Genomic DNA, 19,199 nt, shown 5'->3' with positions numbered 1-19,199 from the left:
CCTTCGTGTCGTTCATCGCGGACATGACCGCGTTGAACCGGTTGGACTGCAGACCGACGATGAGCTGGTCGAACTTGCCGTTCTGGAACTCGAACTTCACGCCCAGCTGCTTGCCCAGGGCGTCGGCGATGTCCGGGTCGATACCGACGGCCTTGCCGCCTTCCATGTACTCGACCGGCGGGTAGGCGATGTCCGAGCCGATCTTGATGACGCCGGCCTTCTTGATGTCCGCGGGGAGCTTGCCGGCGAGCGGTGCGGCGGACGTGGCCGCCTCCGACGTGCTGTCGCTGCTGCCGTTGTCCGTCTGGTCACCGCAGGCGGTGAGCAGCAGCGCGCCCGCGACCGCGACCGCGGCGATGCGGGCACTGGTAGCGGTCGTGCGACAGGTGTTGCGTGCGGTCATGATCGGGGTCCTTTGACGGTGATGAGGCGCGGTCGCTGATGGGGCGAGCGTGTCTTCGGATGAGCGGCGTCGTGCGGGGGGGCGCCTGCCCCGTTCAGCAGGCAGGCGTGCTCGGACGGCCGTCGGACCATGCGCCACGAAGCCGGACGATGCGGTAAACGCACCATGCCGGGCCATGCGGGGCCCTGGCGGTGCATGGTGGCTGGCGTGCCAATCCCGACGGATACACCGAGCTTCGGGATCGCCGCCGCTCTTCGTCCTGCAGGAGAGACCCTACGAGGGCTCGATGCCGTCTGAAATGCGTATTCGTTGCGCGTGAAGCACTGATCATTGCGCAAAGTGGACGCATAGCGGTTGATCACTGCGTGAGCCACCGCCCGCGGCGCCGCGCATTGCGTACGGACCCGTCTGCTACGAGGAACGCTGCCCTCGCCGGCGGGCAGCGGCGCCTGCAGCGCCCACAGCCCGTCGGTCACCGTCGAACCAGGGTGGAAGTGCCGCGAGGGACGATCACCATCCCGGTCATGAGCGGGCCATGACAAGCACTGGTACTTGGATGATACGTGCAACCGGACGCCTGGTAGGAATGGCAAGCCCAGACATCCCCTCTCCTACCGCGTCCTTCACCTGGACGAACCACCCTACGATCGAGGGCGGGGGGCAGTTCGCATCGTCCGGAGGTTCCGCCCGGCACCTGACACCTTTGCCGACGCCGTCGGCGAAGGCGCGTCAGTGGTGGTGGCCGTGCCGGCCCAGGGTCTCCACGGGGGTCGCACCGGGGCGGGCCCACTGCGGCACGGGGCGGCTGGTCGGGCCCCAGGTGGCGTTCCCGTCCGCGTCCGTGCGCCAGGACCAGCACGGGCTGCGCCCCTCGGGCCAGCCCTCGGGGTTGTCCTCCCACGCCTCGCCGCGGCCGTAGGGCGTCATGTCGAGCAGGCCGAGGGACCCGTTGACCCGCTCGTTGCCACGGCCCGTCGTGGAGTAGGTGAGGAACACGCGGTCGCCGTCGCGCAGGAAGCAGGTGATGTAACCCATGCTGCCGCCGACCGGCGCGTCCAGGTCGCGCACCGAGTACCAGGGCTGGGTGTAGCCCATGAACTCGATGTAGGAGGCCACCTCGTCCCAACGGCCCGTGGTCAGGATGGCGAACGAGACGCCGCGGGCGTTGAGGTAGACGGCCTCCTTCACGTGCCAGGCCGTGGTGGTGCAGCCCTCGCACTGCCCCTGGTGCGGCGCGCCGTCGTACCACATGTGCTTGTAGACCACGAGCTCGTCGCGACCCTGGAACAGGTCCAGGAACGGGAGCGGGCCGTCGGGTCCGACGACCTCGACCGTCCCGTCGAGCTCCACCATCGGCAGCCGTCGGCGGGCCGCGGCGATGGCGTCGCCCTCGCGGGTGTGGGCCTTCTCGCGGACCAGCAACTCGTCACGGGCGGTCTGCCAGGTGGCCAGGTCCACCACGGGCGGGCGGCCGGGCAGCGCGGTGGTCTGGTCGTCCGGCGAGGTCGTCATGGTGTCCTCCGTGGTGTCTCGTGCCGGGCAGTGTCGTTCCACGTTCTACGACGCTCACCAGAACAGACTCGCGACGGGGCCGAAACTCATCGCGGCGAGGCGCCCTCGGCCGAAGAGCCCCAATAGGTCAGTACCCTGCCGGTGTCAGCGATCACCAGGCCCGGGGTGATCCACAGCCGTCCGCTCGACCAACGATCGGGCATCGTCTGGCCCCTCCGGGTACGCCGACGTGCGGGTGACGATGACGTCGCGCGGCGAGGCTCGGCCGGAGGCAGGTCGTCGGCGCCGGCGGTGTCGGTGTGCAGCCGGCAGGGGTACCGCATGACGGGCAGGCCTCTGGCCGATCGTGGTGCCGGTCATGCCGCGGCGGCGCCCGATCACCTCGGTGTTCTGCGCGCCCAGCGGAGCAGTCTCGACGCCGTCCAGGCCCGGTGAGGACGGTCGCCCCGCGCTTGTCGGTCGCGACGGTCGGCGGATCGTGTCGCACCATGCGGCCAACTCCTCGGCGAGGTAGTCCTGGTGGTCGACGAGACGGGCGACCTGAACAAGGGCACCGCACACGGCCGGGGTCCAGCGCCAGCCTCTAGAGTTTCGGCATGTCATGCCTTGCCGAGTCTCAACAGCCCGAATCCGGCGGTGTGTCCTCGTCGCTGCCGCGTCGGCGCACGCGCCGTCGGCGGCTCGTCGTCGGGTCAGGGGTCGGTCTGATGGTGATGGCCGGCGCCGCGTGGCTCCTCCTCGGCAACAAACCCAGGCCCGGTGACCACGCCCCCATGCCGATATGCGCCAGCAACAACGGCAGCAGCCTGCGCGCTGATGTGGACGGTGACGGACGCATGGACGAGATACGCGACCCGGCCCGTGACGGGAGAGCCTCAGTCGTCTTCCAGCGCGGTGAGGGGCGGGCCACGGTCGGCGTGGAGGAGGGGCGCAGTTTCTGGCAGAAGGTGGGGGGCGCGGGGAAGTCGGACATGGAGACCCGGGGGACGTTCGGCGATTTCGACGGCGACGGCTACCTCGATCTGGCGCTGTTCTACAGCCAGCAGGACGAGGGTGATTCGCCTCGCGACAACATGCTCGTGCACGAAGTGCACTACGGGCCGCTCGCCCAGGATCTGCACAGTGAGCGGACCGGCACTGTCCGGATGAAGAGTCCGGCGTTCGTGTACGGCGTGCGGGCCACGGACGAGGACCACGACGGCCGGGCCGAACTCCAGGTGTTCCAGTCGTCAGGGGACGGCGCTGTTTCCCGCTATATCGGCCGTCAGGACGCGGGCGGAGTAACCGTGAGTGAGAAGGAGGCTGATTTCTACGGAGTCGCGGACTGGCCCGGTCTCCAGCTGGGGTGGCGTGACTTCGGCATCTGCCGAGGTCACGAAGTGCGGCCGAACCCATAGTCCCGCAGCAGTTCGAGCAGCCCTCCGTCACAGCGATCTGCGACCGCCGACGGTGCACGTCGATGCCAACTACGCAGCGTCTCCAGTTCGTCCGGGTCGGCGAACACCGGTTCGCGCCATCAGATGGTGCTGCGCCTCGAACGCATCACCTCCTGAGCATGCGCCCAGCAGGCACCTGCGGCCGCCTCGCCTTCGGACATGGGGAGCGATCTACCTGAAGCAAGTGCCCTCTCAGTGAGGGGGCCTCCTGGATGCGAACACTGTCAGGACGCGCAAGGCGGCCGCGCCGGTGTTCGTCAGCAAGGTGACCGCCGGCGCCATCCACCGGTCCAGGTTCCTCTGCACGTCCGGATCAAGCTCGATGGTGATCCTGACATATCTGTTGCTCAGGGTGGTCGGCTTAGGGGCCTGCGGACCCGCGTCCGTCTGACCGCGCCGCAAGGCCGCACGGTAGTTGTCCTTGCGCTGGTTCATTCGCCTGCCTGACGTTTGAGGAGTTCATTCGCGAGGTCCATGTAGGCGGTTCCCTGGACGCGGACCGGACCGCCGAACGACTGGGAGTACAGGTCGAGGCGGGCGATCTGGCTGTCGAGGACGTCGAATCCCCGTTCCGCAAGCACCTCCCGGGCGTCTGCGTCGGGGCCGGTACGCGTGGTGCCGGGGCGGTTGGTGCGGTTGAGCAGCACCGCGGTGCGGGCCGGCCGCGCGCGTAGGGACTGCACATCGCCCATCTCGGTCTGGATGGGGGCCATCCGGTCCAGCTCGATCGGGGCCGGTGTGACCGGCACGATCCATTCGTTGGCATGACACATGACGCTGCGCGCGATGCGGGCGTGGTCCTCCAATTGCGGGGCGTCGAGCACCACGGTCTCCCGTCCACCGAGGAAGTCGTCGACGCGGCGGTGCACATCACCAACAGGAAGGGCGACCACGGGAAAGGGGAAGCCGCCGGCGAGCTCGCTCCAGCGCAGAGCGGAGCCAGCCGGGTCGCTGTCGACCAGCAGCGGGGGCAGTCCCAGCTCGTACAGCGCGTGGGCCAGCCAGACAGCGCTGGTCGTCTTCCCGACACCGGGCTTCAAATTGACGAACGCACAGCTCAGCAGCACGTCCGCCACCGTATTGAACCCGGCCGGCCGGCGCTGCCCGGCGCGCGGGGTGAATGCCCGGGTTCACCCGAGCCGCAGAACGGTGACCTCCATGCCGCCGACGCCACACCCGATCTCATCAGCGTCTCCACCTGCTCCCATTGGGCCCGGGAGCCTGGGCCGCCCAGATCCCGTGACTTGAGGCGCCCGCCGCACGATGTGGGTGCCTCGAGCTACGGCGTGCCGTCTCGTACCCCGGGCAGAGCCCGCATCCTTGGTGTGGGTGTTGGTCAGGGCATCCGTCAGGGTCTCCTGCTCGGAACGGCCAGCGCCGACTCGCCACCCGTCGCGGGCGGGGCGTGGGCCGGGTGCGGGCTTGGCGACGGGCAGCCCCCGCCCCTCCAGGCCGGGCAGGCGCAACACGACGGTCATGTGCGGGGCTTCCGCCACCCTCCTGCGGCCCGCCTGTCGACGCAGGACCGGGTGCGGCTTGGGCCACTGGGGTGGTCCCGCGCGCGACGCGCCGATGCCCGTTCAGCAGGCGATCGCGAGTGATCGACTTCGAAGGCATGATGTGCGTGCCGCTCTCGCGGCCAGCCTTTCCGGGCCGCCGTGCGCGCCGGATCGTGACGTGCCATGGGCGACTGCCGGTGAGGCTTCCCCACGTGCAACACAAGGGACCTCCACATGGGCTCACGTTTCAGACGCGGCTTGGCGATCACCGCGCTCACCACTCTTACCGGCACGTTGTGTTCCGCGATGCCGGCCCAGGCAGCGCTTCCGTCCCCGGTCGCGCATGCGTACGTCGTGTCGGCAGACGCGATCGGCTCCATCGTCGCGGTGGCTCCCGTGCCGGTCTCGGACTATCCGCCCGGTGGGACGACGACTCAGGTGGGCGTCAACGCGGGACCGTTTCTCTCCAGCTCCACTCTGACCGCCATCACCGCCGGGGATCCGGCAGCGGGAACGTCCAGTGCCTCCGCCACCGTGCAGAGCCTGGCCGCCAACCTGGGCCCGATCGGCTCCCTGAGCCTCACCGGTGTGCGCTCCAACTGCAGTGCGACTTCCGCCGGTGCGACGGGCTCGGGTGTGATCGCCGCGGGCAGCGCCACGGTCGACGGCCAGCCGCCGGTTGCCCTGCAGGCGAACGCGGCCCCCAACACCGTCGTGAACCTGGCGGGCCTCGGCACACTCACGCTCAACGAGCAGACGACAGACGCGAACGGCGTCATCACGGTCAACGCCCTGCACCTGGTGCTGCTGCCCCAGTTCGACACAGCCGACGTCATCGTCGGCCATGTCGAGTGCGGAGGTGCCGCCCCGGCGCCGACGGTCACCAAGACCGCCCAGGAGGACTCTTTCGTCCAGGGCCAGACGCTCCACTACACGTTCACCGTGCGGAACAACGGCACGGAGCCTCTGACCAACCTTCAGGTGACGGACAACGGCCCCGGGTCACCGACGGTCACCTGTCCCGCCGGGCCGCTGGTTCCCGGCGCCACGGTGGAGTGCACCGCGAGTTACACCGCGACCGCCGCCGACGTGGCAGCGGGACGGATCACGGACACCGGAACGGTGACGGCCACTCTCCCCGGCGGCGGGACCGTGACCGCCACGAGCCCCGAGCTGGTCGTCCCGCTTCGAGCTGTGTCACTGGCGAAGGAGGCAACCGACGCGGACTTCCAGGCCCCCGGTGAGACGGTCCACTACACCTACACCGTCACCAACACCGGACAGGCGCAGCTCAACGACGTGACCGTCACCGACCTGACGCCCGGTGTCGATGTCTCCGGCTGCGGCACCGACCAGCTGTCGCCGGGCGAGAGCACGACCTGCCAGGCCACGTACGTCACGACGGCGGCGGACGTCGAGGCGGGAAGAGTCACCGACCAGGGCCGGGTCAGCGCCACCACCCCGGGCGGGGCGACGGTGACGGCGACCAGCAACACGGTGACCACACCGCTCGCCTCGCTGACGGTGGTCAAGGCCGCCGAGCAGGCCCAGTTCACCGGCGCCGGGCAGACGCTGCACTACACCTACACGGTGACCAACAACGGCACGCAGAACGTGACGGACATCAGTGTGGAGGACAACGGCCCGGGCTCGCCGACCGTCACCTGTCCCGACACGACGCTGGCGCCGGGCGAATCGGTGCAGTGCACGGCCAGCTACACCACGACCGCGGCCGACGTCGCCCGCGGACAGGTCGTCAACGAAGCGACGGTGTCCGGCTGGACATCGTCGGGCACCGTCCTCAGCGCCGACAGCAACGGCGTTACTGTCCCCCTGGCCGGCCTCAGGGCCGTACTGGAGGCCGAGGAGTCCGCGTTCACCGGCGCAGGCCAGTCCCTGCACTTCAACCTCCAGCTGACCAACACCGGCGGGCAGCCCCTCAGCTCGATCGAGGCGGTCATCGACTCGCTCGACGTGAACTGCCCGAAGACCACCCTGGCGCCCGGCGAGTCGATCACCTGCACCGCGACCTACACCACCACAGCCGCCGACGTCAGGGCCGGGAGGATCATCTTCGTCGCCCAGGCCACGGGCACGGCCCCCGACGGCACCACCGTGACCACCACCAGCAACAGGGTGACAGTCTTCCGGTACCCGCCGTGCGACAAGCAGACTCGCGGCGGTGAATGCAAGGACGGCAACGACCCCGGTAAGCCCAGCAAGCCCGGCAAGCCCAGCAAACCCGGAAAGCCCGGAAAGAAGCCCAGCAAGCCCAGCAAGAACACCGGAAAGAAGCCGGGCAAGAAGATGGCCGGCGAGAGCCCCCGAGCAGAGACCACCAGCTAAGCCTGGTCTTTGATCTCCCCGGTCACCCGACCTGCTGATCCTGAGTTTGTTCCTCAGACAGCAGGACGGCCGTTCTTCACGCTTCGAGGTGTCGAGCTACGTCGCGTGAGGAACGGCCGCTGGTGAAGAGTCTCGCCGATGTCGTGTCGCGTTCTCGGCCGTGAGGCTCCTTCGCGGCGAACCGGTCAGGCGCCCGTGACCGCGACCGCGGTGCTGAATGGGAACAGGCACTCCATGGCAGTCCCTCGGCCGGCCCGTCGGCCGACATCAGGCGTGGCCGTCCGCCGCGGCTGCCATCAGCGGTTCCGCGGCCTGCTCGGTGGTGTCCGGCGGGACGACCAGCAGGTCCCAGCGCCCGTGGCCAGGAGCGAGCAGGACGACGGTGTTCGGGGCGGATGCCGTCACGGTCCTGGACAGTCGTACCACTTGGTTGCAGACGAGGATCCGACCGGGCGTTGCGGACCACTTCGACCCGTTGACGGTGACGCTGGTGATCTGACCCCAGTCGGGCGGCAACCCGCTCAGGAGATGGGGCAGCTCGGCGAGCAGGTCGTAGGAGCGGGGCCACCACGCTCCGTCGATGGGCCGGGGCATGGTGCCGTGGGGCGCCAGGCTCAGGCGGAGGAGGGGATGGGAGGGAAGCGGGGGCTGCAGTGCGGTGGTCATTGTCTGCTCCTGTGGACTGCGTGCGGCGGTCGGGCGATCGGGGTCAGGCCCGGCGGGCGGCGATCCGGGCCGGAGCGGGCCAGCGCACGTCGTGCACCCAGCCGAGGCGTTCGAGAAGGCGGATGACGGCGGCGGAGAGATCGATCTGGCCCCGGTCGACGCCGTGACGGGCGCTGGTGGGATCGGCGTGGTGGAGGTTGTGCCAGCTCTCGCCGAAGGAGAGCAGGGCGAGCGGCCACGGGTTGGTGGCCCGGTCGTGACGACGGGTGCGGAAGGGGCGTTCACCGATCAGGTGGCAGAGGGAGTTGACGCTCCATGTGACGTGGTGGAGCAACGCGATGCGAACAAGTCCCGCCCACAGCAGGGCGGTTACGCCGTACACCCAGCTCCCGCCGATGGCCCAGCCCACCGCGAAGGGCAGGGCGAGTGTGAGGACGCACAGGGCCGGGAAGGCGCGGGCCACGGCGCGGAGGTCGCGGTCGGCCAGCAGGTCGGGGGCGTATCGGTCGGCGGGCGTGCGGTCGTTGCGGAAAAGCCAGCCGACGTGTGCGTGCAGCAGCCCGCGCAGCTGGCCGCGCAGGTGGGTGCCGTAGCGGTACGGGGAGTGCGGGTCCCCGGGCCGGTCGGTGAAGGCGTGGTGGCGCCGGTGGGTGGCGACCCAGCCGATGACGTCGCCCTGGAAGCTCATGGACCCGGCCACCGCGAGGGCGATGTGTACGGGACGGGTGGCCCGGTAGCTTCCGTGGGTGAGACCGCGGTGGAAGCCGACCGTCACTCCGAGGCCGGTGATGGTGTAGAGGACGAGCGCGAGGACGATGTCGGCAGGGTGGACGAGGCTGCCCCACAGCAACCAGCCGACCAGGCCGATCGCCACGAACGGCAGGACGACGATCACGGCCGTCACCGTCACGTACAGCCTCTCGCCGCCGTTCCGCGCGGGGGCCGGACCGTCCGGCGGGAAGGGGGATGTCCCGTCGTAGCCCTGGGGCGGGGAGGCGGTGTTCGACGGAAGCCCCGCCGGGGTGGTGGGAGAGGTGAGCGGCATGCGGGGATCCTTGGGCCTCGGTGGGTGTGATGGCTCTGGCGAGGGCGCGGCCGGGGTCACGCCTTACCCCTGCGATGTGCGACGGGTGTGCTGCGGGGGTGCGGCGGTCAGCTGATGCCGGTCGGGTACATGGGGTACGACTCCGCCGATGGCGTCGGCAGTCGGCGCGCGGTGCTGTCCTCGGGTCCCGCGGGACGGACGCCGGCTTCGTCACAGGCGAAGAACCAGCGGAGCGCGTCGGCGACCTGCCGGGCGACCGCCGGATACGGCGCCACCGTCGGCGCGGTGGGAGAGGCTTGGTCGGAAACGTGAGCGGCTTCGGCGGCCATAAGGCGGAACCTGCCTCGAGCGCGAAGCACCCGGTGTGGTGAAGTCACGAGAACGAGACCGGCCTGAGCGCCGGTGTACGAAGGATCCTCGCTCCCCCAACCTACTCCCCCGCGTTGCAGAACGACGCGGGTCCACGACCCCGGCCGCTCGGCCCCCGAGCGCGGCCGTCGAACCGACCGGGTTGAGAACCGACGGGACCTCGACCTTTGTCTGCGGGGCGGTGACGCACCCGCACCACACCCCCCGGTCGGGCCCGGTCCGACGTCATCCGCCGTCGTCGCCCGTGGTCTCCGGGATGGTCCGGCGCGGGGCTGTCCCGTCCGCCGACGGCGGATCTTGCGGTCTCCCACGTCCCTTCACGGATTCGGGCATCGAGGCTGTCTGCGTCTCCCCGCTCTGCGGGCGTCGTATCCGTGACCGATCGCGTCGTCGGCGGCAAACCGGTCCGTTCGGTCATGCCGATCCCGTTCGGGGCTCGCGACAAGCGGGTACCCGGGTCCGGACATCACATCGGACAGAGGTCGAGGCGATCACCATGACGGACAACACCACCACCCTCGGCTCGGCCGGCCGGTCCGAGGCGGGCGTGAGCACACTGAAGGGCCGTACTGGGGCCGGGGCTCCGGCGGAGACCCGAGGAAGGACCACCATCGCGGACGGTGTGGTGGCCAAGATCGCGGGCATGGCCGCCCGTGAGGTACCTGGCATCCACAACCTCGGCGGGGGCATGGCCCGTGCCCTCGGCGCCATGCGGGAACGGGTCCCCGGCTCAGGCACCGGCGTCACACGAGGCGTGAAGGTCGAGGTCGGCGAGCGCCAGGCCGCCGTTGACCTGGACATCGTCGTCGAATACGGCGTCTCCATCGTCGAAGTCACCGGTGACGTGCGCTCCAACGTCATCGGCTCCGTGGAGCGGATGACGGGCCTGGAGGTCGTCGAGGTGAACATCGCCGTCGACGACGTCCACCTCCCCGACGAAGAGGAGGAGTCCGAACAGGGCGAGGGCCGCGTGAGGTGAAACAGGCCTCCTGCTTCCACGACTCGCGGCGTTGTCCTGCAGCAGCGATCGAGTCGCGCCCGCATGGCGGTCGAGCCTTCGGAAGGCCCGGGCGGCCAAGTCCCGTAAGCCATCAAGTCCCGTAAGCCATCAAGCGGCTCAGCCTTTACAGCCATAACCGGAGCCACGGGCCGTCGGATCGTGCGAGTGACCGGACCCAGCCCACGCCTTGAATGCGTTCCGCGATGAGCGGCTTTACGGCAAGCGGTGGGTCCCGTGGACGGGACCCACCGGGGCGTGTCGAGCCTGTCAGCGCCGGAAGGCGTCCTTGATCTTCTCCTTCGCCTGGCGCAGGTCGCCCTTCGACTTCTTGTTCTGGCCCTCGGCCGCAAGACCTTCGTCGCCCGTTGCGCGGCCAACGGCTCTCTTGGCCATGCCCTTGGCCTGCTCCATCTTGGCCTTTGCCTTCTGCTCTCGAGCCACCACTACTCACTCCCAGTCGCACTCGACGGTCGGGCTACTACAACGAGTTACCTGCTCCGGTGGGGGTAAACAGCGAGGCATCTGCAAAAAGCTCGCCCCATCAGGTACGCCCAAGTTCATCTGTACCTTCACCAGCGGGAAGGCGGGGTGTGGGCGGCGGAGCACCGGGCGCGGTGCGACCCCTGAGCATGTGTGGGTGGTCGACGACCTCGATCAGCTCGACCACCGTGCCCGCAGCACCAGACCACGCGGCGCATTGGGTGCTCGCGACACTCGGCGCAGGACGACTTGTTTCCCTCTCGCCACGGTTCGGCCGGGTCCGTATCGCCACCGCCCAGCAGCCGCCCCCGAGCACCCGAACGCCGAGACCAGGACATATACCCAGAGAAAGAGGAATCCGGCACACTGAGCCGAGGCCCCGTTCGCCGTCCGCGAGCGGCGAGCTCAGGCGGAGAAGGCTGCGACGCCCGCGGAGGCGGCAGGCTGGAGTCCGGCAGAGATCAAACCCACATCGCATTTGAGTAGATATGCGCCAAAATAAGCGTATGGCAGGCGGCTTCAGCGGGAGATCACTACACGCGAGGCGACGGGTGCCACGTTCGCTGCTGAGCGTCCGCAGCGTCGTCGGCCAGATGTTCGTATTGCAGCTCGTGGTCGTCTTCCTGCTTGCCGTCAGTGCCGTTGTCGTGCTCGTACTGGACGCCAGGAGTGACGGCCGGAAGGAAGCCGCTGACCGCTCCCTCGCTGTAGCGGAGAGTTTTGCCAACTCCCCCGGGATCCTGGAGGCCCTCGAGTCCCCCGATCCAACCGCGGTGCTGCAGCCACGGGCCGAAGCCGCACGGGAACGCTCCGACGTCGACTTCATCGTCGTCATGACCCGGGACGGGATCCGCTATACGCACCCGAACCCGGACCGCATCGGGAAACACTTCGTCGGCCACATCGCGGCCGCACAGGCAGGCGGGACGGTCACGGAGAGTTACGAGGGCACTCTTGGGCCGTCCGAACGTGCGGTGGTTCCCGTGAAGGATGACAGCGGCTCGGTGGTGGGGCTGGTGTCCGCAGGGATCACGCTGGAGAAGATCGGCAGCGGGGTCATGAGGCAACTGCCCGTCGTACTGATCGTGACAGCCGGCGCCGTAGCCGTCACCACGGGCGGAGCCGCCTTGCTCAGCCGACGACTGATGCGCCAGACCCGCGGCCTGGGCCCCACCGAGATCACCCGGATGTACGAGCACCATGACGCGGTCCTGCACGCTGCGCGGGAAGGTGTCATGATCGTCGACGGCGACCGTCGTCTGCTGCTCGCCAACGACGAGGCACAGCGGCTGCTCGATCTGCCTTCAGGCGCCCAGGGACGCCAGGTGGGCGAGCTGGGCCTCGCTCCTCCCACCGCCGAGCTGCTGGCCTCCGGCCGTGAGGCCACCGACGAGGTGTACCTTGCCGGAGGCCGGCTGCTGGCCGTCAACCAGCGGCCCCTCGACCGGTACGGGGGTCCTGTCGGCAGCGTGGTGACCATGCGGGATTCCACTGAGCTCCAGCTGCTATCCGGGAGGGTGGAAGCGGCGAGGGAGCGCCTCAAGTTGCTGTACGGCGCCGCGATGAAGATCGGCACCACTCTTGATGTCCAACAGACGGCCGAGGAGCTCGCAGCGGTGGCGGTACCGCAGTTCGCGGATTTCGTCACCGTCGACCTCGCCGAGTCGGTTCTGCGAGGGGACGAGCCGAGGGGTACGGAGCGGCGGCTGCGCCGCACCGCCTCCACCGGTATCAAAGAAGACGCTCCGCTGTATCCCACGGGCGAGCTGATCGAGTTCGTTCCCTCCACGCCCCAAGTCAGGGGCCTGACCATCGGGCGGGGGATCATCGAGCCCGATCTGCGCAACGCCCCCGGATACCGGGCGCAGGACCCAGAGCGCGCCCAGCAGGTCATCGACTACGGCATCCACACGCTCATCACCGCCCCGCTGTGCGCTCGCGGCGTGGTCCTCGGCGTGGCGAACTTCTGGCGCTCGGACAGGCCCGAGCCATTCGAGGAGGACGACCTCGCCCTGGCTGAGGAGCTGGTCGCCCGCGCCGCGGTGTGCATCGACAACGCCCGCCGCTACACCCGGGAACACTCCCTGGCGGTGACACTGCAGCGCAGCCTGCTGCCCAGTGGTCTGCCCGAGCAGAACGCCCTCGACGTCGCCTATCGCTACCTGCCCGCGCAGCAGAGCGTGGGCGGCGACTGGTTCGACGTCATCCCCTTGTCCGGCGCGCGGGTCGCGGTGGTGGTTGGCGACGTGGTCGGGCAGGGCCTGCACGCAGCGGCCACCATGGGCCGCCTGCGCACCGCGGTCCGAAACTTCTCCGCTCTGGACCTGCCACCGGACGAACTCCTCGCACGCCTGGACGACCTGGCGGACGGCGAAGGGCGCAGCGAGGAGCTGGTGGGATTCGCCGATGCCTTCACCGCGGCGACCTGCCTGTACGCGATCTATGATCCGGTCGCGCGCCGCTGCACCTTGGCCCGGGCCGGCCACCCCCCGCCCGTACTCCTCCGGCCCGACCGTACCGTCGAGATCCTGGAGTTGCCGACCGGTCCGCCGCTAGGAGTGGGAGGGCTTCCATTCGTGGCTGCTGAGGTGGACGTGCCCGAGGGCAGCAGTCTCGTGCTCTACACCGACGGCCTGGTCGAGCACCGCGACCGGGACATCGACGAGTGCCTCGACATGTTGAGCAGCGCCTTGCGCGACGCGGACGGAGAGCCGGAGGCGACGTGCAGCGCGGTGCTCGAGGTCTTGCTGCCCAGGCCTCCTCGGGACGACATCGCGCTGCTCGTCGCCCGCACCCGAGCCGTCCCGCCGGATCGGGTGGCGCAGTGGGACGTGCCCCGCGACCCCGAGGCCGTGGGACGGATGCGCACTGCCGTCGCGCACCAGTTGGTCAAGTGGGACCTGGAGGAACTCGCCTTCGTCACCGAACTGATCCTCAGTGAGCTGATCACCAATGCGCTCCGCTACGCCACCGGCCACATCGGCGTGCGGCTGCTGCTCGACAGCAAACTGATCTGCGAAGTCTCCGACGGCAGCAGCACCTCACCCCATCTGCGGTACGCGGCCACCACGGACGAAGGCGGACGTGGCCTGTTCCTTGTCGCCCAGCTCTCCGACCGCTGGGGAACCCGCTACACCGCGCGGGGCAAGGTCATCTGGGCTGAGCAGCCGCTTCCTGAACGGGGTAAGGAGGGACCAGATCCAGGCTAGTGCCGCGTCAGCCAAGGTTTGCCCGTCAAGGAGCGGCGTCCGGTGCGTGCTCTCGGCGTGCCGGCCGGAAGTCCTCGTACTGGACGTACTTGGGCTTTCGGCCGGTGCGGCGAGTGGGGGCACCTCCCACGCCCTTGAGGCAGAGGGGGAGCGTGCCGGGCGTCGCGACGGGGCGAACCTTGGCTGACGCGGCACTAGATGCCATGCGGGACCGGCTCCGGCGGGTCCAGTGCGGGCCTGCCAGTGGACGGCCGACGGGTGGCGGTATCGGCGCGAGCGGTCCCTCGTCTGCCCGGTACTGGGGCTGCCCGAGGAGGACCTTTCGCGAGCAGGTCACCCGGGCTGCCGGCCGGCGAGCGGATCGACGCAGTGCCTGAGAGCTTGATCAGCTGTTCTCACGGAAGGGCGGTCAGAGCCTTGAACGCCCCAGGTGCCGACGCGCGGCAGGGCTCATAGGCTGGTCGTGCTCGGGTAGTCGCGGAGGTCTGCAATGCCCCGAACCATCTGGAGCGGCGCGATCAGCTTCGGCCTGGTCACGGTCCCGATCAACGTGGTCAGCGCCACCGAGAACCACAGCATCCAGTTCCACCAGTACCACCTGGAGGACATGGCCCGGGTGCGTGTGCGCAAGTTCTGCGAGCTGGAGGACCGCGAGGTCAGGAACGACGAGATCGGCAAGGGCTACGAGCTCACCAAGGAGCGGGTCATCCCGATCAGCGACGAAGAGCTGAGGGAACTACCGCTGCCGACGGCGAAGGCGATCGAGATCGAGGCGTTCGTTCCTTTGGAGTCCGTCGACCCGATCCGGATCGCGGAGGGCTATTACCTCCAGCCGCGTGAGCAGGTCGCAGCAAAGCCGTACAAGCTCCTTGTTCAGGCGCTGAAGCGCTCGTCGAAGGTGGCCGTCGCGAAGTACAGCTGGAGCGGGCGCGAGCGGCTCGGCCTGCTGCGGGTGCGGGACGAGGCGATCGTGTTGCACGCGATGCGCTGGCCCGACGAGATCCGTTCCCCGCAGGAACTGCTGCCCCCGCCCGTGGACGTGTCCGACGACGAGATCGAGGGCGCGCTCGCGCTCATGGACATGATGACCCGGGACGATTTGGAGGGCGACGAGTTCCGCGACTCCTACACCGATGCGCTGGCGCAGATCATCGAGGCGAAGCGGGAGGACCAGCCGCTGCCCGAGGCGCCGGAGCCGGAGGGGCGGTCGGGCAAGGTAATCGACCTCATGGCCGCCTTGAATGAGTCCGTGGCCCAGGCGAAGGCGTCCCGCGGAGAGGCCGAGGTGCACGAGCTCCCGAAGAAGAAGCCCACCGCCAAGAAGACCACGGCGAAGAAGCAGCCGGCCAAGAAGACCGCCGCGAAGAAGTCAGCCAAGAAGGCGGGCGGGCGGAAGCCGCGCAGCGCCTAGCTGTACTCGGCCAAGCACGTACTGATGGCTCTCGCGGACCGTTCCGCGGCGTCTCACCCGTTCGTCGGCTGAGTCGCTGCAGCTCCGACTGATTCCGCGGTGCCGCCTTCGGCATGCTGCGTCGAGGGGATGTCGACGAAGCCGTACGGCGGCAGCGGTCCGTTGACCCCCAACTCCAGGTGCGGACGCTTCTGGCGGAGTTCGCGGCCTCGGCCAGAATCGCTCCGCCGCGCCGACGTCCATGAGGAAGGAGAGGTTGGCCGCTTATTTCCCCCTGCTGCGCGCGGACCGGTCGCCCTGACGTTCCTGGCCTTCGTCACGGGCCTGCTGGAAAGCGTCGGAGATCGTCTCCGCGGCGCCGGCCAGGGCTCCCTTGGTCTTGCCGCGGGCGCCGGACTCCGTGAGTTGCCCGGTGAGTTCCGTAAGCCCGGCCGGCTTGCGCGGCCCCGCCTCCAGATCCAGACGGTTGCATGCCTCGGCGAAGCGCAGGTAGGTGTCCACGCTGGCGACCACGACCCGTATGTCGATCTTGAGTAGCTCGATACCGAGCAGGGAGACCCGGACGAACGCGTCGATCACCAGCCCTCGGTCGAGAATGAGTTCCAATACGTCGTACAGGCCGCTGGAACCTCCTCCGCCGCCCTGCTGCGTCGCTACGGTCATGATGACCAGCCCCTTGCCCTCTCCATGTGGTCCGCCACGCGGCCTCTCCCCGCCCGGCGACCGGTGGTGCCCCGTGACAGCTGCCAGGGGCAACGCCACCGGCTCGAGTAACCTCACCCTCCCGCAGCCAAACGGCTGCGCGAACGGCAACCGCGCACACCGGCGATCCGGCCTGACCGTCAAACGGGTTCGGCAAAGCAATTTGGGCTAATTCCTGAAAGACCACGGAACGAGCGGCTTTGGCATGGTTGTGCCGATGCGCGTGGGAGATACTGTGGTCCTGTGGCCTTTGATCCGCCTGCGGCGGACGCCGCCGCCATCGACTCCGCGAGTGTCCTGGGTGAGGACTCGCGCCGGCGGATGTTTGCGTTCATCCGACGGGCCCGCAGAGGCGTCACCCGGGACGAGGCCGCTGCCAGCGTGGGCATTTCCCGCAAGCTCGCCGCCTTCCACCTGGACAAACTCGTCGATGCCGGCCTGCTGCGGGCCCGCTACGAAAGCCCCGGCGGCGTCCGCAGGGTCGGCCGCCGGCCCAAGGTGTACGAGCCCACTGGCCGCCAGATCACCGTCAGCATCCCCGACCGGCGCCATGAGTGGCTGGCGGATTTGCTGCTGGACGCTGTCCTGACCGAGCGGGACGACGAGAAGGCCGTCCAGACAGTGGTACGGATCGCCGGACACCGCGGCCGTGAGATGGGGAAGGCTGAACGGGATCAGACACGTCCCGGCCGCCTCGGCGCCGAACGCGGCCTCACTGCCTGCGAGCACATGCTCGAAAAGCACGGCTTTGAACCCGTCCGGGAGACCCCCACCCGCGTACGGCTTTGCAACTGCCCCTTCCATCCCCTGGCCGCCAAGGCCCCCGACCTGGTCTGCGGCATGAACCACGCCTTCCTCACCGGCTACCTCGAAGGACTCCAGATCCGCGGAGTCCAGGCCGTCCTGGCCCCGACCCCCGGCGAATGCTGCGTCCAGCTGCGCCCCACCACAGAACGTCATGAAAGACCGGCCCGATGACCGACACACCACGCCCGGCGTGGGGTCCGCGCCCGGAAGGCGCGAGCGGGCCCCGGACGAACAAGCGGCGCAGGATCTTCCCCCGGATCTTCCTCGCGGTGCAGCTGCTCTTCCTCATCGGTACCACCACCGGAGTCGGACTCATCGACGGGCTGTGGGTGGCCGTGGTGCCTCGCCCGCTGCGGTCCACTCACTCCCCTCGGGGACTCAATGCGCCCAACAGGTACAGCGCTTGCCGGCCTGGATCTGGCCGGCCTTCTCGCCATATCCCTCGGCGCGTGCGCCGACCCGGCGGCGCCCCGGCACCGTCCCGGCCGACCACGGCGCCGGCAAGCCGCACCAGGACCCCGTCGCCAAAAGCGGCGACACCGGAGGGTCACCCGCCGCAGGACCACGTCACCATCGACGCCTGCGAAATCAACTCGACCACGAGCTGGGTCGGTCGCGGAAATCACCATCACCGACCACTCGTCGAAGACAAGCAGCTACATCGTGCAGGTCGAATTCGTCGACCCCACCGGCACCCGACTCGGCGAAGCCGTCGCCGCCACGAACGACCTCAAGACCGGCCAGACATCGAAGGTGACCGCGCGAGGTGTCACCCAGGTCTCCGCCAAGATCTCCAGCAAGATCACCGACGTCACCCGGTTTGCCTCCGGCTGACCCGAAACCGTTCTCGGCCCGGCCAACCTCGGCCTGGGAGACAGGGAGGTCAGCCCCCGCCCAGGCGATGGCGGACCGGCTGAAGATGGGCACAGACATGAGTGATCGCGGATCCCGCAGGGGTATCGCCGCGCACGATTGGTTCGTGCGTGCACGCCTCCGCGTCCGCGCAGAGCACCAGTCCATCTCCGTGGAACCCCTGGCGGTCAGAATCTTCCGGCCCGGCGAGGAGCTGGAGATGGTGCAGTGGGGACGGGCGGGTCGTGAGGTCGAGACGGAGTTGTGGCTGACGAGCCAGGACATCGACGCTGCTCACATCATTCCTGCAGACAAGGTGGAGGTCCTGGAAGTCCTTGAGGCACGTTCCGCGTAGGCCGATGCCTGGTCGGCCTGCTTCAGACCGACGGCACTTGGTCACTTGAGGCGGCGAGCGGTGGGGCGCGTGCCCCAGCGGCAGAGGGTGGTCGCTTGGCGGATCAGGATGCGAAGCGTGACGAGGGAAGCGGATGGTTAGAGGTTGAAGTCCGCGACAGCAGGGCCCGGGTCTGACGGAAGGGACGGGCACGAACTCCCCGAGTCTCGTCGAGTGTGCGGTGGACGGCACGAGGAACGTTCTCCTGCCCTCGGTGACCCGTCAGCGAACGCAACGTCCGGCCAGGGCAGGGATAGGCGTTGGTCTAGGCGGTGTGCTCGACGTACTCGAAGACGACTCCGCCGGGGTGTCGCACGATGGCGTTGCGGCCGGTCGGCACATGGTTCGGGCCTGAGAGGATCTCTCCGCCGCGCGCGTTCAGGAGGGTCTGTACCCCGTCCAGGTCGTCGACGAGCACGGTGCTCTGGACGTCCCGGAACGGGGCGAGGGCCTCGTCAGTGCCAGCGACGAGCAGGAAACCGCCGATGCTCGCCACCTCGACCCCGCCGTAGGCGAAGCGCCTCCCGTCCTCATGGCCTGTCAGGTCGCGCAGGGCAGGCAAAGCGCGGTCCAGGTCATCCACGTACAGCCGGGCCAGCGTGGCTAGCACCTTCATGTCCGCCTCCTAGATCGATTCGACTTTCCCGAATTGTTGAATCGACCGCCATACTAGACGACAGAGCCTGAGGAGAAGGAAGCGGATGCGAGCACTGCCCCAGCCCAAGCCCGAAGACTTTGACCTGGCGACCGTGCTGCACGCCCTGGGCGACCCTGTTCGACTGGAGCTGCTGTGGCGTCTGGCGACAGACGGCGAAACCACCTGCAGCCCCGAAGGGATGACAGTCCCGCGCTCGACGCTGTCCAACCACTGGCGCATCCTGCGCGAGGCGGGCATCACGTCCACGCACATCAGCGGGAAGACCCGGCTGGTGACCCTGCGCCGGGACGAACTCGAGGCCCGCTTCCCCCGCCTGCTCAGCGCAGTGCTGGACGAGTTCACCCGTGCCCTCGCGAACTCCTGATACAGCCGGACCCACCTGAGCGGCACCACTGATCACACCCGGTGAG

At 68.9% G+C, this 19,199-nt stretch carries 19 protein-coding genes; 9 read left to right on the top strand and 10 right to left on the bottom strand.

What is annotated here, in order from left to right; genetic code table 11:
• Positions 1–403: transporter substrate-binding domain-containing protein (locus tag ACZ562_RS20635; RefSeq protein ID WP_471180965.1), on the bottom strand; the 403-nt coding region annotated here is incomplete at its 3' end.
• A gap of 729 nt (positions 404–1,132) precedes the next feature.
• Positions 1,133–1,915, bottom strand: coding sequence for a DUF899 domain-containing protein (locus ACZ562_RS20630; protein ID WP_471180962.1), 783 nt, complete (start codon positions 1,913–1,915; stop codon positions 1,133–1,135).
• A gap of 596 nt (positions 1,916–2,511) precedes the next feature.
• On the opposite strand from ACZ562_RS20630, the gene ACZ562_RS20625 reads away from it, so the two are divergent.
• Positions 2,512–3,312: an FG-GAP repeat domain-containing protein gene (locus ACZ562_RS20625; RefSeq protein WP_471180959.1), complete on the top strand. Its 801-nt coding sequence runs from the start codon at positions 2,512–2,514 to the stop codon at positions 3,310–3,312.
• 231 nt (positions 3,313–3,543) lie between these two features.
• On the opposite strand, the gene ACZ562_RS20620 is transcribed toward ACZ562_RS20625, so the two are convergent.
• The gene (locus ACZ562_RS20620) at positions 3,544–3,786 is read right to left on the bottom strand and encodes a hypothetical protein (protein WP_471180957.1); all 243 of its coding nucleotides are present in this window, start codon (positions 3,784–3,786) and stop codon (positions 3,544–3,546) included.
• Positions 3,783–4,418, bottom strand: a complete 636-nt coding sequence (locus ACZ562_RS20615) for a nucleotide-binding protein (RefSeq protein ID WP_471180954.1) — start codon at positions 4,416–4,418, stop codon at positions 3,783–3,785. The genes ACZ562_RS20620 and ACZ562_RS20615 overlap by 4 nt, the downstream gene beginning before the upstream one ends.
• A 666-nt stretch (positions 4,419–5,084) precedes the next feature.
• Between ACZ562_RS20615 and ACZ562_RS20610 the strand changes: the two genes are divergently transcribed.
• Entirely contained in the window at positions 5,085–7,196 is a 2,112-nt protein-coding gene (locus tag ACZ562_RS20610) for a choice-of-anchor P family protein (RefSeq protein ID WP_471180952.1), read from the top strand.
• Between the two features lie 267 nt (positions 7,197–7,463).
• On the opposite strand, the gene ACZ562_RS20605 is transcribed toward ACZ562_RS20610, so the two are convergent.
• The 3 genes from ACZ562_RS20605 to ACZ562_RS20595 all read right to left on the bottom strand — a co-directional run bounded on the left by ACZ562_RS20605 (position 7,464) and on the right by ACZ562_RS20595 (position 9,236).
• A complete protein-coding gene (locus tag ACZ562_RS20605; protein WP_471180949.1) occupies positions 7,464–7,862 on the bottom strand; it encodes a DUF5994 family protein in 399 nt (132 codons plus the stop codon).
• Between the two features lie 43 nt (positions 7,863–7,905).
• Positions 7,906–8,907, bottom strand: a complete 1,002-nt coding sequence (locus ACZ562_RS20600; protein WP_471180947.1) for an acyl-CoA desaturase — start codon at positions 8,905–8,907, stop codon at positions 7,906–7,908.
• 107 nt (positions 8,908–9,014) lie between these two features.
• Positions 9,015–9,236, bottom strand: coding sequence for a hypothetical protein (locus tag ACZ562_RS20595; protein WP_471180944.1), 222 nt, complete (start codon positions 9,234–9,236; stop codon positions 9,015–9,017).
• Positions 9,237–9,772: 536 nt separating this feature from the next.
• Here ACZ562_RS20595 and ACZ562_RS20590 point away from each other — a divergent pair.
• Positions 9,773–10,255 carry an Asp23/Gls24 family envelope stress response protein gene (locus ACZ562_RS20590; RefSeq protein ID WP_471180942.1) on the top strand — a complete coding sequence of 161 codons (483 nt, stop codon included), beginning with the start codon at positions 9,773–9,775 and terminating at the stop codon, positions 10,253–10,255.
• Positions 10,256–10,543: 288 nt separating this feature from the next.
• Here ACZ562_RS20590 and ACZ562_RS20585 read toward each other — a convergent pair whose 3' ends face one another.
• Positions 10,544–10,717: a CsbD family protein gene (locus ACZ562_RS20585; RefSeq protein ID WP_471180939.1), complete on the bottom strand. Its 174-nt coding sequence runs from the start codon at positions 10,715–10,717 to the stop codon at positions 10,544–10,546.
• A 545-nt stretch (positions 10,718–11,262) separates the two neighbouring features.
• Here ACZ562_RS20585 and ACZ562_RS20580 point away from each other — a divergent pair.
• Both ACZ562_RS20580 and ku read left to right on the top strand, forming a co-directional pair.
• Positions 11,263–13,965 (top strand): SpoIIE family protein phosphatase, encoded by a 2,703-nt coding sequence (locus ACZ562_RS20580; protein ID WP_471180937.1) that lies wholly within the window; start codon positions 11,263–11,265, stop codon positions 13,963–13,965.
• Between the two features lie 490 nt (positions 13,966–14,455).
• On the top strand, positions 14,456–15,376 hold the full coding sequence (ku, locus tag ACZ562_RS20575) for a non-homologous end joining protein Ku (protein WP_471180934.1): 921 nt from the start codon (positions 14,456–14,458) through the stop codon (positions 15,374–15,376).
• 264 nt (positions 15,377–15,640) lie between these two features.
• Here the strand turns inward: ku and ACZ562_RS20570 are convergent, their stop codons facing one another.
• Entirely contained in the window at positions 15,641–16,039 is a 399-nt protein-coding gene (locus tag ACZ562_RS20570) for a gas vesicle structural protein GvpA (protein WP_471180931.1), read from the bottom strand.
• 282 nt (positions 16,040–16,321) lie between these two features.
• Here ACZ562_RS20570 and ACZ562_RS20565 point away from each other — a divergent pair, with 282 nt between their 5' ends.
• The 3 genes from ACZ562_RS20565 to ACZ562_RS20555 all read left to right on the top strand — a co-directional run bounded on the left by ACZ562_RS20565 (position 16,322) and on the right by ACZ562_RS20555 (position 18,092).
• On the top strand, positions 16,322–17,056 hold the full coding sequence (locus ACZ562_RS20565) for a helix-turn-helix transcriptional regulator (RefSeq protein WP_471180928.1): 735 nt from the start codon (positions 16,322–16,324) through the stop codon (positions 17,054–17,056).
• Between the two features lie 210 nt (positions 17,057–17,266).
• The gene (locus ACZ562_RS20560) at positions 17,267–17,719 is read left to right on the top strand and encodes an FxLYD domain-containing protein (RefSeq protein ID WP_471180926.1); all 453 of its coding nucleotides are present in this window, start codon (positions 17,267–17,269) and stop codon (positions 17,717–17,719) included.
• Between the two features lie 145 nt (positions 17,720–17,864).
• Positions 17,865–18,092, top strand: a complete 228-nt coding sequence (locus tag ACZ562_RS20555) for a hypothetical protein (RefSeq protein ID WP_471180923.1) — start codon at positions 17,865–17,867, stop codon at positions 18,090–18,092.
• Positions 18,093–18,396: 304 nt separating this feature from the next.
• Here the strand turns inward: ACZ562_RS20555 and ACZ562_RS20550 are convergent, their stop codons facing one another.
• Complete coding sequence (locus tag ACZ562_RS20550) at positions 18,397–18,747, bottom strand: VOC family protein (RefSeq protein ID WP_471180921.1); 351 nt, start codon at positions 18,745–18,747, stop codon at positions 18,397–18,399.
• Between the two features lie 85 nt (positions 18,748–18,832).
• Between ACZ562_RS20550 and ACZ562_RS20545 the strand changes: the two genes are divergently transcribed.
• A complete protein-coding gene (locus tag ACZ562_RS20545; protein ID WP_471180918.1) occupies positions 18,833–19,153 on the top strand; it encodes an ArsR/SmtB family transcription factor in 321 nt (106 codons plus the stop codon).
• The last annotated feature ends 46 nt before the right edge of the window (positions 19,154–19,199 follow it).

Source organism: Streptomyces sp. NPDC040410, from assembly GCF_055595715.1.
Note: the sequence above shows the minus strand (reverse complement) of the source record. Positions and strands in the feature narration are given on the sequence as shown.

What these genes read in the sequence shown, in the direction of transcription:
- ACZ562_RS20545 (WP_471180918.1), top strand. Translation starts at nt 18,833, where the DNA reads ATGCGAGCACTGCCCCAGCCCAAGCCCGAAGACTTTGACCTGGCGACC.
- ACZ562_RS20605 (WP_471180949.1), bottom strand. Translation starts at nt 7,862, where the DNA reads ATGACCACCGCACTGCAGCCCCCGCTTCCCTCCCATCCCCTCCTCCGC.
- ACZ562_RS20570 (WP_471180931.1), bottom strand. Translation starts at nt 16,039, where the DNA reads ATGACCGTAGCGACGCAGCAGGGCGGCGGAGGAGGTTCCAGCGGCCTG.
- ku (WP_471180934.1), top strand. Translation starts at nt 14,456, where the DNA reads ATGCCCCGAACCATCTGGAGCGGCGCGATCAGCTTCGGCCTGGTCACG.
- ACZ562_RS20610 (WP_471180952.1), top strand. Translation starts at nt 5,085, where the DNA reads ATGGGCTCACGTTTCAGACGCGGCTTGGCGATCACCGCGCTCACCACT.
- ACZ562_RS20560 (WP_471180926.1), top strand. Translation starts at nt 17,267, where the DNA reads ATGCGCCCAACAGGTACAGCGCTTGCCGGCCTGGATCTGGCCGGCCTT.
- ACZ562_RS20580 (WP_471180937.1), top strand. Translation starts at nt 11,263, where the DNA reads ATGGCAGGCGGCTTCAGCGGGAGATCACTACACGCGAGGCGACGGGTG.
- ACZ562_RS20620 (WP_471180957.1), bottom strand. Translation starts at nt 3,786, where the DNA reads ATGAACCAGCGCAAGGACAACTACCGTGCGGCCTTGCGGCGCGGTCAG.
- ACZ562_RS20625 (WP_471180959.1), top strand. Translation starts at nt 2,512, where the DNA reads ATGTCATGCCTTGCCGAGTCTCAACAGCCCGAATCCGGCGGTGTGTCC.
- ACZ562_RS20550 (WP_471180921.1), bottom strand. Translation starts at nt 18,747, where the DNA reads ATGAAGGTGCTAGCCACGCTGGCCCGGCTGTACGTGGATGACCTGGAC.
- ACZ562_RS20630 (WP_471180962.1), bottom strand. Translation starts at nt 1,915, where the DNA reads ATGACGACCTCGCCGGACGACCAGACCACCGCGCTGCCCGGCCGCCCG.
- ACZ562_RS20590 (WP_471180942.1), top strand. Translation starts at nt 9,773, where the DNA reads ATGACGGACAACACCACCACCCTCGGCTCGGCCGGCCGGTCCGAGGCG.
- ACZ562_RS20595 (WP_471180944.1), bottom strand. Translation starts at nt 9,236, where the DNA reads ATGGCCGCCGAAGCCGCTCACGTTTCCGACCAAGCCTCTCCCACCGCG.
- ACZ562_RS20600 (WP_471180947.1), bottom strand. Translation starts at nt 8,907, where the DNA reads ATGCCGCTCACCTCTCCCACCACCCCGGCGGGGCTTCCGTCGAACACC.